The sequence below is a fragment of the Pseudomonas sp. MT92 genome (assembly GCF_058792515.1).
Window position 1 is genome coordinate 287,820 of record NZ_JBXAFA010000001.1, and the last position, 14,097, is coordinate 301,916.

The window sequence follows — 14,097 nt, forward strand, 5'->3', positions numbered from 1 at the left end:
CCGTTTCACGCTCTGGAATCATTCATGCCGGCCACCTTCGACCCTGATCACCTGCGCGCCAGCCTGCGTCCATTGGCCGAGAGGCAGCCGCTGTCAGTCGAGGCACAGGCTTATCAGCGGTTTTACGGGCTGGATTTTTCTACGCGCAATGTACGCAGCGGACTGGGGCGTTTTCAGGTCGATGGCTATGAAGTCGTCAGCCAGTTCTGGTGGCCCGAACGGGCGAAGGCGACGCTGTTTGTGTTTCATGGCTTTTATGATCACACCGGACTTTATCGGCACGTGATCGAGTGGGCGCTGGATCAGGGGTTTGCCGTGATTGCCTGCGATTTGCCGGGGCATGGGTTGTCCAGCGGCGAGCGGGCGAGCATCAGGGATTTCGCCGAATACCAGGACACCCTGCAAGGGCTGTTCAACGAGGCGCAATCCCTGGAGCTGCCGCAACCGTGGCATTTGTGCGGGCAAAGCACCGGCGGCGCCATCGTGATCGATCATGTGCTCAATGCGGGGGCGAGCAGCCCGGCGCAGGGCCAGGTGATTCTGCTGGCACCGCTGGTGCGGCCGCGGGCGTGGGGTTGGTCGAAATTCAGCTATTACCTGCTCAAGCCTTTCGTCAAAGGCATTGCCCGACGCTTCAGCGAAAACTCCAACGACCCGGAATTTTTGCCCTTCCTGCAGGCCGATCCTTTGCAGCCACTGCGTCTGCCGACGGCTTGGGTGGGCGCGCTGGCACGCTGGATCAAACGCGTCGAAGCCGCACCGGCGAGCCCCCGGCGACCACTGATTGTGCAAGGCCAGGCGGACATGACCGTGGATTGGGAACATAACCTTGAGGTGCTGCGAGGCAAGTTTGATCGGCCGCAGGTGCTGATGCTGCCTGAGGCAAGGCATCATCTGGCGAATGAAGTGCCGGCGTTGCGAGGGGAGTACTTCGGGTTCTTGACCAGGCGGATCAAGGGCCGGAATGGTCAGTGACCATGCGTGCCCCATCGCGGGCAAGACCGATCCCACAGGATTTGTGCCCTTTCAAAATGGACGAATGAGCTGTGGGAGCGAGCCTGCTCGCGATGGCGATGATCGGGCTCCCAAACATTACTGGGCCAGGTTCGACGTACTTTGCCCCACCGCCAGCCCCGCCCGAATCGCCGCCAGGGCCGCCTGGTAATAAGCCTTGCCCTCTGCCGACTCGGCAAATGTGGCGAACTCTTCCAGTTCTTCATCCGACAGATCGCGGTAGACATACAGCAGGGTGTTGTTCAGGTCGCTGCCGATCTGCTCCATCAAGCGCTGGCGCTGTCCGTTCAACATGCCTTGCGCCTGGCCGGCGCCGAGCAGGCCGGGGATCATCGCGCTCAGGCTGTCGGCCGCGACACCGGCAATCGCCAGGCTGACTTCCGCACCGGCCTCGCGAGCGGGCAGGGCCTGGGCCAGGTGACCGATGATCAACAGGCGGCTGTCGCTGGCCTGCATCTTCGGCAAGCCCTTGGCGTTTTTCGCCAGTTGATCGCGGCGGGTCGCCAGCAATTCGGCGGCCACGATCTTCTTGCCCAGGGGCGACTGGAAGAAGTTCAGTGCCGGTTTCGGATCGGCGAGGTTCTTGCGCAGTTGCGATTCGGCGCGCTGGTCCACGGCTTTAGGGTCAAAGCGCTGATTGCTGTTGTTGACCAGTGCCTGGAACACGGCGGGTGGCAGGCTGCTCTGGTAGCGCTGCTGGGCGGCTGAAAGGGCATCGTTGAAATGCGCGCGTTGCTCTGGCCAGCCGGCGACCTTGTACAACTGGTCATGGCCGTCTGCCCAAGCGGGCAAAACGCAGAACATCAGCAGGGAGAAAAGCAAACGGCGCATAGGGACTCCTGTCAGCAGGCGACTATTCTCCGTGTGGCATACGGACTTGTCGAGAATTCGTATCAACCCGCTGCGTGGCTCTGTCGGATTTTCAGGCGCAGGAATACTATGCGCGCCATGCAAATACCTTCTGATCACCCGTTGCTGTTACGAATCGTCGATGACCTGGCCGCCAATGGCTGGTCGCAGCAGAATATTTTCCTGCCTCTGGATCTGACCCGAGCACTGGCGGCCGAGTGCCGTAAACGTGCTGCCGAGGGTGAACTGGCCCCGGCTGCGGTAGGGCGCGGGCCCACCTCGGAGATTCGCGAGGGCATTCGCGGCGATCATATCCAGTGGATCGAGCCCGGTCAGGCCGAGGCTTGCGACAGCTATCTGGGATTGATGGACAGCCTGCGCGAGGCCATGAACCGCGATCTGTTCCTGGGCCTGGAAGATTTCGAAAGCCATTTCGCGATGTACCCGCCGGGGGCGTTCTACCTCCAGCACGTCGACCGGTTTCGCGATGACGACCGACGCATGGTCTCGGCGGTGGTCTACCTCAACGACGCCTGGCTGCCCGAACACGGTGGTCAGTTGCGCATGTACCTGGATGAAGGTGCGGCATACGATGTGATACCGACCGGGGGCTGCCTGGTGGTCTTCCTGTCGGGCGAAGTTCCCCATGAAGTGTTGCCTGCGACCCGCGAGCGCCTGTCGCTGACCGGATGGTTCCGGCGTCGCGGCAACGAGCCTTTCTGATCATGCAGAAAATTCTGGTAAGCCGCTGTCTGCTGGGGCATCGCGTACGTTACGACGGCGGGGCCAGCGGGCCGTTCGATCCGCTTCAGGCATGGCTCGACGAAGGCCGCGTCGTGCCGTTGTGCCCGGAGGTCGCCGGAGGATTGCCGACGCCACGGGCCGCTGCCGAAATTCCCGGTGGGCAGGGTGGTGAGGTGCTGGATGGCCAGGCATCAGTGCTGACGACCGAGGGTGAGGACGTCAGCGCTCAGTTCCTGAGTGGTGCCCGTCAGGCACTGGAACTGGTGCAACAGCACGGCATCCGCATTGCCATCCTCAAGGCCAACAGCCCGTCCTGCGGCAATCTGCTGACCTATGACGGCACGTTCAGTGGGGTGAAGGTCAGTGGCGAAGGCGTGACGGCTGCACTGCTCAAGCGCCACGGCGTGCAAGTCTTCAGCGAGCTGGAGCTGGCTGAAGCGGCGGCAGCCCTCGCGGCGCTGAACCGACCCCTGTAGGAACTGGCCTGTCGGATCGCCGCATCGCAGCGATGGTCGTCAACGATAACGCGTGTGAGCTGGGTAAACGCGGCGCACTGGAGTCCTTCGCGCGCAAGCTCGCTCCTGCAGAGTCATTGTTTCAGCGTTGCACCCGCCTCTGCCCCAAACCACTTCTCCTCCAGCGCCTGAAGCCGGCCATCGGCCTTGATCCGCTGCAATGCGTTTTCCAGGCTGGCATGAAATGCCGGATTGCCCTTCTGAAACGGAATCGCCAGGTTCACGGGCGAACGGGTTTTCGGCTTCTCTTCTGTCAGTGATTGCACCAGCAGCATTGAGCGTGGCTCGTCCTTCTGCGCGATCAATTGTGCATCGGCGCGACTGTAAGGTTCGCTGAAGTCGAAACGTTCCTTGAGCGCCGGGGTCTCTGTTATGTGATTGATGGCGATGTCGTACTTGCCGCTTTCGACACCGGTCAGCAAATCGCTGCCGTCGGTGACGACGAAGTCAGCCCGAACATCCAGTTCGTCGGCGAGCAGTTGACCCAATTCAACTTCGAAGCCCTCAAGCTTGTCGTCTTTCTTGAAATTGAAAAGGGGTGTATTAGCTTCAAGGGCTATGCGCAGTTCACCGCGGTCGTTTACGTCATCAATCAGTTCGGCATGAGCCAAAGGGCTCAGAAGGGGTAGCAGGCAGATCAGGCCAGGCAGAAAGCGCATGGTCACTCCTTTGAATTTTTTATGGCGACCCTCTGATTCAGGCTCGCTTTGCTATGGTTGTCGAGTGCCTTCGACAACGATTGACCATGAAGTTGTGATGGTCATGCGGATTTTACGGAAAAACTGGAGAAGAGAATGAAAACCTTTATGTCACGTGCTGCTTTGGCTGGCCTGCTGATGGGCGTTTCTGTGCTGGCCAGCGCGGCCACAATGGCACCCGAGGGTGCAGTAGTGTCCATTGTTTCTCCCGCGGACGGTGCCACGGTTCCGCAAACTGTCGTTGTCAAATTCGCTGTCGAGAACATCGCGCTGGCGCCAGCAGGCGATACCACCAAGAACACGGGCCACCATCACTTGTTGATCGATGTCGACAAACTGCCGGCGGCGGGCGCGCCGATTCCCAACGATGCCAACCACCTGCACTTCGGCAAGGCACAGACCCAGGCTGAAATAACCCTGACACCGGGCAAACACACTCTTCAGCTGGAATTGGGCGACAGCGGCCATATGCCGTTCGACCCGCCGATCGTCTCGAAGAAGATCACCGTCAATGTGAAATAAAAAAAGGGAGCCCGCTTCGCTGGGGCTCCCTTTTTTATAGCTGCAAGCTTCAAGCGATAAGCCTCAAGTAAAAGCAGAGGCGAACGCTACTTGCCGCTTGAAGCTTACGGCTTGTAGCTGCCGTTAGAACAACACGCGGCTACGGATGGTGCCGTTGACGTGTTGCAGCTTCTCTTGCGCCAGTTCCGAGTACTCGGCGTCTACGTCGATAACCACGTAGCCGACTTTCTCGTTGGTCTGCAGGAACTGACCGGAAATGTTGATGCCGTTTTCGGCGAAGACCTTGTTGATCTCGCTCATCACACCCGGAATGTTCTCGTGGATGTGCAACAGGCGGTGCTTGCCAGGGTGAGCCGGCAGGGCCACTTCCGGGAAGTTCACGGACGATACCGAGGTGCCGTTGTCGCTGTACTTGACCAGTTTTTCTGCCACTTCCAGACCGATGTTGGCTTGCGCCTCGGCGGTGGAACCACCGATGTGCGGGGTCAGGATCACGTTGTCCAGGCCACGCAGCGGGCTTTCGAACTCTTCATCGTTGGAGCGTGGCTCCACAGGGAATACGTCGATGGCAGCGCCGATCAGGTGCTTGTCCTTGATGGCGGCGGCCAGGTGGTCCAGTTCGACCACGGTGCCGCGCGCGGCGTTGATCAGGATGCCGCCCTTCTTGATGGCGCGGATTTCCTTCTCGCCGATCATCCACTGGGTCGCAGCGGTTTCCGGCACGTGCAGGGTCACGATGTCGGACATGCCCAGCAGCTCGTTCAGGCTGCCGACCTGGGTGGCGTTACCCAATGGCAGCTTGGTCACGGTGTCGTAGAAGTACACCTGCATGCCCAGGCCTTCAGCCAGGACCGACAGTTGAGTACCGATCGAGCCGTAGCCGACGATGCCCAGCTTCTTGCCACGGATTTCGAAGGAGTTGGCCGCGCTCTTGATCCAGCCGCCACGGTGGCAGGAAGCGTTCTTCTCAGGGATACCGCGCAGTAACAGGATCGCCTCGGCCAGCACCAGCTCGGCAACGGAACGCGTGTTGGAGTACGGTGCGTTGAACACAGCGATACCGCGCTCGCGGGCCGCGTCCAGGTCGACCTGGTTGGTGCCGATGCAGAAACACCCTACAGCCACGAGCTTTTTCGCGTGATCGAAGATCTCTTCGGTCAGTTGAGTGCGCGAGCGAATGCCGATGAAGTGAGCATCTGCGATCTTTTCCTTGAGCTGGGCTTCCGGCAGAGAACCTGTGAGGTACTCGATGCTGGTGTAGCCCGCCGCCTTGAGGACGTCGACAGCCGATTGGTGGACGCCTTCGAGAAGAAGGAACTTGATCTTGCTCTTATCGAGAGAAGTCTTGCTCATCTGCGTAAACCTGTATCCCGGAGATAAATGGCAGGAGATAGCCAGCAGACGCTGACCCGGACGGCAGGAAAGCCGTCGCCGCAGAACAGCCGTTGGGCACTATGCTGCGGGGTCGGTATGCTAGCATATGCGCCCCGCTAAACACTCATTCCTGCGACGTGAAGCGTTCTCAGGATGACCATGAATTGTTCGAGAGTTCTGTCGATGACCAATCCTGCCCTGATTGATGAGCTGAAGACCCTGGTTGAGCCCGGCAAGGTGCTGACCGATGCCGACTCCCTGAATGCTTACGGTAAGGATTGGACCAAGCATTTTGCCCCGGCCCCGACCGCCATCGTGTTCCCGAAGACCACCGAACAGGTCCAGGCCATTGTCCTGTGGGCCAATAAACACAAGGTGGCACTGGTGCCATCCGGTGGCCGTACCGGGCTTTCCGCCGCCGCCGTGGCCGCTAATGGCGAAGTGGTCGTGTCGTTCGACTACATGAACCAGATTCTCGATGTGAACCTCACCGACCGCACCGCCGTGTGTCAGCCGGGCGTGGTGACCGAGCATTTGCAGAACGTGGCCGAAGAAAACGGCCTGTATTACCCGGTGGACTTCGCTTCGGCAGGTTCGAGTCAGATTGGCGGCAATATCGGCACCAATGCCGGCGGGATCAAGGTGATTCGCTACGGCATGACCCGTAACTGGGTGGCCGGCATGAAAGTGGTCACCGGCAAGGGCGACGTGCTGGAGCTCAACCGCGACCTGATCAAGAACGCCACCGGCTACGACATGCGTCAGCTGTTCATCGGCGCCGAGGGCACCCTCGGATTTGTGGTCGAAGCGACCATGCGTCTGGATCGGGCACCTAAAAATCTCACCGCGATGGTCCTCGGTACAGCTGATTTCGACTCGATCATGCCGGTGCTGCACGCGTTCCAGAGCAAGCTCGACCTGACCGCCTTCGAATTCTTCTCCGATAAAGCCCTGGCCAAAGTCATGGCCCGTGGCGACGTGCCGGCGCCGTTCGAATCCGATTGCCCGTTCTACGCACTGCTCGAATTTGAAGCGACGACCGAAGAAGTGGCCAATCACGCGCTGGAAACCTTCGAACACTGCGTCGAGCAGGGCTGGGTGCTGGACGGCGTGATGAGCCAAAGCGAAACCCAGCTGCAGAATTTGTGGAAACTGCGCGAATACATCTCCGAAACCATTTCCCACTGGACGCCATACAAAAACGACATTTCGGTCACTGTGTCGAAAGTCCCGGCGTTCCTGAAGGAAATTGACGCGATCGTCGGCGAACACTACCCGGATTTCGAAATCGTCTGGTTCGGTCACATCGGTGACGGCAACCTGCACCTGAACATCCTCAAGCCGGACAACCTGAGCAAGGACGAGTTCTTCGCCAAGTGCGCGACCGTCAACAAGTGGGTATTCGAAACCGTCGAGAAGTACAACGGTTCGATCTCTGCCGAACACGGTGTTGGCATGACCAAGCGCGATTACTTGACCTACAGCCGTTCCCCGGTTGAGATCGAGTACATGAAAGCCGTCAAAGCGGTGTTCGACCCGAACGGCATCATGAACCCGGGCAAGATTTTCGCTGTTTGATTTTCGAATTCAAGCGCTACGAACCAGGAGTCGGTCCATGAGCTATCAGCACCAGTATGTCGACGGTACGCGTATTCATTTCCCGCTGGGGAAAGTGGTGTGCATCGGCCGTAACTACGCGGAACACGCCAAGGAACTGGATAACCCGGTCCCGACCGAGCCATTGCTGTTCATCAAGCCGGGCAGTTGCGTGGTGCCTCTGGAAGGTGGTTTCAGCATTCCGGCCGATCGTGGTTCGGTGCATTACGAGGCGGAAATCGCGGTGTTGATCGGCAAGCCATTGTCGACCAAGCCAAGCCGTGAAGAAGTGCTCGACGCCATCTCCGGTTTCGCCCCGGCCCTGGACCTGACCCTGCGCGACAAGCAGGCCGAGCTGAAATCCAAGGGCCTGCCCTGGGAAATCGCCAAGTCTTTCGACGGCGCGGCGGTGATTGCGCCGTTCGTATCCGGCAGCACCTTCGCTGATCTCACCGACATCGGTATTCGCCTGACCATCAACGGCGAAGTTCGCCAGGATGGCAACAGTAGCGCGATGCTCAACCCGATCGTGCCGATGATCCAGCACATGGCTGGTTGCTTCTCGCTGCAGGCCGGTGATGTGATCCTCACTGGCACGCCAGTGGGCGTGGGGCCGTTGAATGTCGGCGATGAGATTGTCCTGGAGCTGCCGGGCGCGAGCCGCTTCACCAGCAGCGTTCGTTAGTCGAGACACCGCTGAACCCTGTGGGGGCGAGCTTGCTTGCTCCCACAGGGCGTTCCCGCCATTTCCCGTTTTTTTCACATTCTGTCTGGATAATTCCAGGGCTTCGGCGTTTGAGCCGATCCCAACTGTGCTATTACCCATAGCCTGAATTTCTGGATGCATTCTCCGATGGCTACCCAACCGCTGCTCACGCCGAAACCTGCCCGTCGTTCGCGCTTCGCCATGCGTTGGTATTCCTGGCTTTTGCTGGTCGTCGTCGCCGCTTACGGCCTCGCGTTTGCCATGCATTGGGACAATCGTGGCGTGTTGTGGGTGCGCGAGCAGTTCAAGAGCCCGGCCGAGCGCCAGGCGAGCGTCTGGCTGCCGGATTATCGCGCGGTGATCGACGCCAAGCCCCTGCCGGGTATGGAAAAGGACGAAGCGTCGGACCTGGCCTACGATCCGCAGACCAAAACCCTGTTTTCGGTCATGGGCAAAAACCCGTTTCTGGTCGAGTTGACGTTGCAGGGCGATGTGTTGCGCAAAATGCCGCTGGTGGGCTGGAGCAATCCGGAAGGCGTCACGGTGCTGGGTAACGGCTTGCTGGCCATTGTCGATGAGCGCTCGCACCTGATAACCATCGTCAAGGTCGATGCCGACACCCGCGAGCTGAACATCGCCAACTTCCCGAAATACGACCTCGGGCCGTCGAAAGACCAGAACAAGGCGTTCGAAGGGGTCACCTGGGACTCGCGCAATCAGCAATTGATGCTGGGCGAAGAGCGCCCGCCAGCATTGTTTACCTGGAAAGGCGACGGCAAGGTGCTGACCGGAGACAAGGTCAAGCTTGCCAGTCATGCACTGGACATGCGCAATCTCTCGGCCCTGGCCATCGATCCACGGACCGGGCACATGCTGGTACTGTCCGCCGATTCCCACCTGTTGCTGGAGCTGGATAAAAAGGGCGAGCAGGTCAGCTTCATTGCCCTGCTGGGTGGTTTCAATGGCCTGAAAAACACCATTCCCCGCGCTGAAGGCGTGACCATGGACGAGGCCGGCACGCTGTACATGGTGAGTGAGCCCAACCTGTTCTACCGCTTCGAAAAACAACGCTGACCAGCGGCTGTTCCTGCATTGTTTTTCAGCGCTAATGACCTTTAAGCTTGAATTCAGACAGGCGTGATATTTCATCCGCCTGTTTTGATTTCGAGCTGCCTGAATGCGTCGACTTGCCCGCCCCAAACCATTAATAGTGATGCTCTCGGTGATTGTGCTGATCGTGTTGTCTGCGATTGGCCAGTACCTGCGCCTGTTCGAGCGCGCCTGGTTCAACCTGAACACGCTTTGGCAGCCGATGAATGCGCAATCCATTGGCCTGGAGCGCTATCAGGTGGTGCTGGAGGGGCAAGTCATCGAAGGCCTGGATGACGATGTTTCGGCGTTGACCTTCGACCCGGTACGCAAAAGCCTGTTCACCGTGACCAATAAAAACGCCGAGCTGATCGAGCTGTCCCTGGACGGCAAAATTTTGCGTCGCGTGGCATTGATCGGCTTTGGCGATCCGGAGGCCGTTGAGTTCATCAGCGCCGACACCTACGTGATCACTGACGAACGCCAGCAGCGCCTGATCAAGATTCACCTGGAGCAGGGCGCTACCTTCCTCGATGCGGCGGACGCCGAACAGATGACGCTTGGCGTGCACATGAGCGGCAACAAGGGGTTTGAAGGATTGGCATACGACTCGGTGGGCAAGCGCCTGTTTGTCGCCAAGGAGCGCGACCCGATGTTGATCTACGAAGTGCACGGATTTCCGCATTTCAACCCGGAAAAATCCTACGCGGTGCATGTCATCAACAATCCCAGGCGTGATGCCGGGATGTTCGTGCGGGACCTGTCGAGCCTGCAATATGACGAGCGCAGTGGCCACCTGTTGGCGCTGTCCGACGAGTCGAGGCTGATTCTTGAGCTGGATGTGGACGGTCGACCGCTGAGCACCCTGTCGCTGAACAAGGGTCGGCAGGGGTTGCAAAAGACCGTTCCGCAAGCGGAGGGGATCGCCATGGACGACGACGGCACGATGTATCTGGTGAGCGAGCCGAACTTGTTCTACGTCTTCAAGAAGCCGCCGCAGCCTTGACCAGCACTGCAAGATCAATGTGGGAGCGAGCCTGCTCGCGATTTCGGTCCATCATTCAACATCTGAGTCGACTGATCAGGCCTGACCGCGAGCAGGCTCGCTCACACAGTTTTTGTGTCTGGCTTACTCGGCGCGCAGGGTCTTCACGCCTTCACTGGTCCCCAGCAACAGCAAATCCGCAGGGCGCGCAGCGAACAGGCCATTGGTGACCACGCCGACAATCGCGTTGATCTGCTTTTCCAGCTCCACCGGGTTGGTGATCTGCATGTTGTAGACGTCGAGGATGATATTGCCGTTGTCGGTCAGCACGCCTTCACGATAGACCGGGTCGCCGCCGAGCTTCACCAGTTCGCGGGCCACGTGGCTGCGGGCCATCGGGATCACTTCCACTGGCAGTGGGAAGTTGCCCAGAACCGGCACCAGCTTGCTGGCATCGGCGATGCAGATGAAGGTCTTGGCCACGGCCGCGACGATCTTCTCGCGGGTCAAGGCTGCGCCACCGCCCTTGATCAGGTGCAGGTGTTCATCGCTTTCATCGGCGCCGTCGACGTAGAACTCCAGGTCGCTGACGGTATTGAGCTCGTACACCGGAATGCCATGACCCTTGAGACGGGCGGCCGTGGCTTCGGAGCTGGCAACCGCGCCGTCGAATGCGCCCTTGTGCTGGGCCAGGGCGTCGATGAAGCAGTTGGCGGTGGAGCCGGTGCCGACCCCGACGATGCTCTTGTCATCGAGTTTCGGAAGGATGAAGTCGACGGCGGCCTGAGCCACTGCCTGTTTGAGTTGATCCTGGGTCATGCGGGCTCCGAGGTGCCGAAGAGGGGAAACGAAAGGCCAGCATTATAGGCCTTGGGAGCGGGGCAGGTCATTGCCCGATTGGCGGGTCAGATGCGCGCCCAATTACTGTAGGAGCGAGTTTGCTCGCGATGGTCGTGAACGATAACGCGTAAAACCTGATGCCCCGCGGTGCCGTTGGTTTTTTCGCGAGCAAGCTCGCTCCTACAGGGAGTGATCTCTTTCGGGTGACTTAAAACCACCGGTTTAGTGTGGTCGTCTGCCCAAAAGCCGGGTTAGACTCCGTGGTCCTGCCCAACCCGCTCAGTGATGCTTTCCGATGCTTGAACAGTACGTCAAAAAGATCCTCACCTCGCGCGTTTATGACGTTGCCGTAGAAACTCCATTGCAGACTGCCCGTCAGCTCTCCGAGCGGCTGGGCAACAGTATTTTGCTCAAGCGCGAAGACTTGCAGCCGGTGTTCTCGTTCAAGATTCGCGGCGCTTACAACAAGCTGACCCAATTGAGCGATGAAGAGCGCGCCCGTGGCGTGGTCACCGCTTCGGCGGGCAACCATGCGCAAGGCCTGGCCCTGGCGGCCAAGGTGTTGGGCGTGAAAGCGACCATCGTGATGCCCAAGACCACTCCCGAGATCAAGGTCGAAGGCGTGCGCTCCCGTGGCGGCAAAGTGGTGCTGCACGGCGATTCGTTCCCGGAAGCCCTGGCCTATTCGCTGAAACTGGTCGATGAAAAAGGCTACGTCTATATCCACCCTTACGACGATCCCCACACCATTGCCGGGCAGGGCACGGTGGCCATGGAGATTCTGCGCCAGCATCCAGGGCGCCTGGACGCGATTTTCGTCCCGGTGGGCGGTGGCGGGCTGATCGCCGGTATCGCGGCTTACGTGAAATACCTGCGTCCCGAAATCAAGATCATCGGCGTCGAGCCGGACGACTCCAACTGCCTGCAGGCCGCCATGGCGGCCGGTGAGCGCGTTGTGCTGCCGACCGTGGGCATCTTCGCCGACGGCGTCGCGGTGGCCCAGATCGGCCAGTACACCTTTGATATCTGCAAAGACCATGTCGATGAAGTGATTACCGTCAGTACCGACGAAATCTGCGCCGCGATCAAGGATATCTACGACGATACCCGCTCGATCACCGAACCTGCCGGCGCCTTGGGCGTGGCGGGGATCAAGAAGTACGTCGAGCAGCACGGCGTCACCGGGCACACCTTCGTGGCCATCGATTCCGGCGCCAACGTCAACTTCGATCGTTTGCGCCACGTGGCCGAGCGTGCCGAGCTGGGTGAAGGTCGCGAGGCTATCATCGCCGTGACGATTCCCGAAAAGCCGGGCAGCTTCAAGGCGTTCTGCGAAGCCATCGGCAAGCGCCAGATCACCGAATTCAACTACCGCTACAACACCGGCAGCGAGGCGCACATTTTCGTTGGCGTGCAGACGCACCCGGAAACCGACCCGCGCAGTGCGCTGATTGCCAGCCTCAGCGAGCAAGGCTTCCCGGTGATCGACCTGACCGACAACGAACTGGCCAAGTTGCACATTCGCCACATGGTCGGCGGTCGTGCGGCCCAGGTGGTCGATGAAGTGATCCTGCGCTTCGAATTCCCTGAGCGTCCGGGTGCATTGTTCAACTTCCTCAGCAAGCTCGGCGGGCGCTGGAACATTTCGATGTTCCACTACCGCAACCATGGCGCGGCGGACGGCCGTGTGGTTGCCGGGCTGCAGGTGCCTCACGATGAGCGTCATCTGGTGCCTGCGGCGCTTGAGGAAATCGGCTACCCGTACTGGGACGAAAGTGACAACCCGGCCTATAAGCTGTTTCTCGGCTGAACGGCTACGCTGATGGGCAAGTCATAAGGAAATCGAGCCATGGAAACGTTGACTGCCCTGAAAGCGGCGCACTTGGTGGCGACAGTCGTGTTGCTGCTGGGTGCATTGGGCTTGGGGATCTGGGTCTGGCGGGCCCGGCGCAACGGTGATGCGACGGCGGCAAGTCGCACCCTGCAAAGGCCGCGGGTGTTTGTCTGGCTGTTGATGGGGCTGGCGCTACTGAGCATGCCGTTTACCGGCTGGTGGATGGTCCACCTGGTGGGCTGGCCGCTGGGGCAAACCTGGCTGCTGGCGTCGAGCGTGCTCTACACCGTGGCGGCGCTGGCGTGGTTCTGGCTGCTGGCGCGCCTGAACAAGCTGCGCAAGACGCCGGGTGGCGTAGGGAAATTCACCTTTGCCCTGGCGTTGTTCAGTTTTGTCTGTTTTATCGCCATTGCCGGATTGATGGGCGCCAAGCCAGTGTAGGGGCGAGCCTGCTCGCGAAAACGGGGCATCAGGTGCCCCGCGTTTTCGTTAACGACCATCGCGAGCACGCTCGCTCCTACAGTGGGGTCATCGGTCAGTCGCGCAGACTGATGACCGGCCAGCCACGCTTTTGGGCTTCAGCATGGAGGTTGGGGTCCGGATCGACGGCCACCGGATTCGCCACCTGCTCCAGCAACGCCAGATCATTCATCGAGTCGCTATAGAAGTAGCTGTCTTCCAGCGAATGCCCAGTCTCCTCCAGCCAACGATTCAATCGCGTCACCTTGCCTTCACGGAAGCACGGCACGTCTGTGCTGCGTCCGGTGTAACGGCCGTCGACCATCTCGCATTCGGTGGCGATCAGGGTTTCCACGCCCAGGCGTGCGGCAATCGGTCCGGTCACGAAGCGGTTGGTGGCGGTGATGATCACCAGCTTGTCGCCGGCGTCGCGGTGCCTGCCCAGCAATTCAATCGCCTTGGGCAGTACGATCGGCTCGATGCAATCGCGCATGTAGTCGTTGTGCCATTGATCCAGCGTGGCCATTTCGGTGCGGCCGAGGACCTCGAGACAGAAATTCAGGTAGGCGTCGTTATCCAGCTTGCCAGCCAGGTAATCCTGATAGAACTCGTCGTTGCGTGTCTTGTAGGCCACGGCGTCGAGGAAGCCGCGCTCACACAGGTAATCGCCCCACGCGTGGTCGCTGTCGCCGCCCAGAAGGGTGTTGTCCAAGTCGAATAAAGCCAGCCGCATTGCAGTTACTCGCTGAAAAGTCTGTAGAAAGGCGTCCAGAATACGGACTTTTCACAAGAGTGCACATAAGGTAGGCCGGCGCGTTGCTGCCTTCACGACCTTTGTGGAACAATGCGACGACATGCGTTTGCGAGGTTGT

15 protein-coding genes are annotated in these 14,097 nt (G+C 59.8%); 10 read left to right on the top strand and 5 right to left on the bottom strand.

Annotated features, from left to right (window positions below; translation table 11 throughout):
• The first annotated feature begins 24 nt into the window (after positions 1-24).
• Positions 25-975, top strand: coding sequence for a phospholipase BipL (bipL, locus tag AC1Q6D_RS01365; protein ID WP_103402858.1), 951 nt, complete (start codon positions 25-27; stop codon positions 973-975).
• Between the two features lie 117 nt (positions 976-1,092).
• On the opposite strand, the gene AC1Q6D_RS01370 is transcribed toward bipL, so the two are convergent.
• Positions 1,093-1,845 carry a DUF2059 domain-containing protein gene (locus AC1Q6D_RS01370; RefSeq protein WP_047534682.1) on the bottom strand — a complete coding sequence of 251 codons (753 nt, stop codon included), beginning with the start codon at positions 1,843-1,845 and terminating at the stop codon, positions 1,093-1,095.
• Positions 1,846-1,953: 108 nt separating this feature from the next.
• Between AC1Q6D_RS01370 and AC1Q6D_RS01375 the strand changes: the two genes are divergently transcribed.
• Complete coding sequence (locus tag AC1Q6D_RS01375) at positions 1,954-2,586, top strand: 2OG-Fe(II) oxygenase (protein WP_103402857.1); 633 nt, start codon at positions 1,954-1,956, stop codon at positions 2,584-2,586.
• A 2-nt stretch (positions 2,587-2,588) separates the two neighbouring features.
• Positions 2,589-3,083: a 2-thiouracil desulfurase family protein gene (locus AC1Q6D_RS01380; protein ID WP_103402856.1), complete on the top strand. Its 495-nt coding sequence runs from the start codon at positions 2,589-2,591 to the stop codon at positions 3,081-3,083.
• A gap of 113 nt (positions 3,084-3,196) precedes the next feature.
• Here the strand turns inward: AC1Q6D_RS01380 and AC1Q6D_RS01385 are convergent, their stop codons facing one another.
• A complete protein-coding gene (locus AC1Q6D_RS01385; protein ID WP_103402855.1) occupies positions 3,197-3,781 on the bottom strand; it encodes a transporter substrate-binding domain-containing protein in 585 nt (194 codons plus the stop codon).
• A 135-nt stretch (positions 3,782-3,916) separates the two neighbouring features.
• Between AC1Q6D_RS01385 and AC1Q6D_RS01390 the strand changes: the two genes are divergently transcribed.
• Positions 3,917-4,342, top strand: a complete 426-nt coding sequence (locus tag AC1Q6D_RS01390) for a DUF4399 domain-containing protein (RefSeq protein WP_047534675.1) — start codon at positions 3,917-3,919, stop codon at positions 4,340-4,342.
• Positions 4,343-4,465: 123 nt separating this feature from the next.
• On the opposite strand, the gene serA is transcribed toward AC1Q6D_RS01390, so the two are convergent.
• Positions 4,466-5,695, bottom strand: coding sequence for a phosphoglycerate dehydrogenase (gene serA / locus AC1Q6D_RS01395; protein WP_047534672.1), 1,230 nt, complete (start codon positions 5,693-5,695; stop codon positions 4,466-4,468).
• A gap of 204 nt (positions 5,696-5,899) precedes the next feature.
• Here serA and AC1Q6D_RS01400 point away from each other — a divergent pair, with 204 nt between their 5' ends.
• From AC1Q6D_RS01400 to AC1Q6D_RS01415, 4 genes are all read left to right on the top strand, one after another.
• Positions 5,900-7,294, top strand: a complete 1,395-nt coding sequence (locus tag AC1Q6D_RS01400) for an FAD-binding oxidoreductase (RefSeq protein WP_103402854.1) — start codon at positions 5,900-5,902, stop codon at positions 7,292-7,294.
• A 37-nt stretch (positions 7,295-7,331) separates the two neighbouring features.
• Positions 7,332-7,997 carry a fumarylacetoacetate hydrolase family protein gene (locus tag AC1Q6D_RS01405; RefSeq protein ID WP_047534660.1) on the top strand — a complete coding sequence of 222 codons (666 nt, stop codon included), beginning with the start codon at positions 7,332-7,334 and terminating at the stop codon, positions 7,995-7,997.
• Positions 7,998-8,165: 168 nt separating this feature from the next.
• On the top strand, positions 8,166-9,092 hold the full coding sequence (locus AC1Q6D_RS01410; RefSeq protein ID WP_103402853.1) for an SdiA-regulated domain-containing protein: 927 nt from the start codon (positions 8,166-8,168) through the stop codon (positions 9,090-9,092).
• Positions 9,093-9,195: 103 nt separating this feature from the next.
• Positions 9,196-10,113: an SdiA-regulated domain-containing protein gene (locus AC1Q6D_RS01415; RefSeq protein ID WP_103402852.1), complete on the top strand. Its 918-nt coding sequence runs from the start codon at positions 9,196-9,198 to the stop codon at positions 10,111-10,113.
• Positions 10,114-10,236: 123 nt separating this feature from the next.
• On the opposite strand, the gene rpiA is transcribed toward AC1Q6D_RS01415, so the two are convergent.
• Positions 10,237-10,911 carry a ribose-5-phosphate isomerase RpiA gene (gene rpiA, locus AC1Q6D_RS01420; RefSeq protein ID WP_103402850.1) on the bottom strand — a complete coding sequence of 225 codons (675 nt, stop codon included), beginning with the start codon at positions 10,909-10,911 and terminating at the stop codon, positions 10,237-10,239.
• A gap of 316 nt (positions 10,912-11,227) precedes the next feature.
• On the opposite strand from rpiA, the gene ilvA reads away from it, so the two are divergent.
• Together ilvA and AC1Q6D_RS01430 are read left to right on the top strand one after the other, a co-directional pair.
• Positions 11,228-12,742 carry a threonine ammonia-lyase, biosynthetic gene (ilvA, locus tag AC1Q6D_RS01425; protein ID WP_090466510.1) on the top strand — a complete coding sequence of 505 codons (1,515 nt, stop codon included), beginning with the start codon at positions 11,228-11,230 and terminating at the stop codon, positions 12,740-12,742.
• A 39-nt stretch (positions 12,743-12,781) separates the two neighbouring features.
• Complete coding sequence (locus tag AC1Q6D_RS01430) at positions 12,782-13,207, top strand: DUF2269 domain-containing protein (RefSeq protein WP_103402849.1); 426 nt, start codon at positions 12,782-12,784, stop codon at positions 13,205-13,207.
• Positions 13,208-13,301: 94 nt separating this feature from the next.
• On the opposite strand, the gene AC1Q6D_RS01435 is transcribed toward AC1Q6D_RS01430, so the two are convergent.
• Positions 13,302-13,958 (bottom strand): histidinol-phosphatase, encoded by a 657-nt coding sequence (locus AC1Q6D_RS01435; RefSeq protein ID WP_103402848.1) that lies wholly within the window; start codon positions 13,956-13,958, stop codon positions 13,302-13,304.
• Positions 13,959-14,097: the final 139 nt, after the last annotated feature.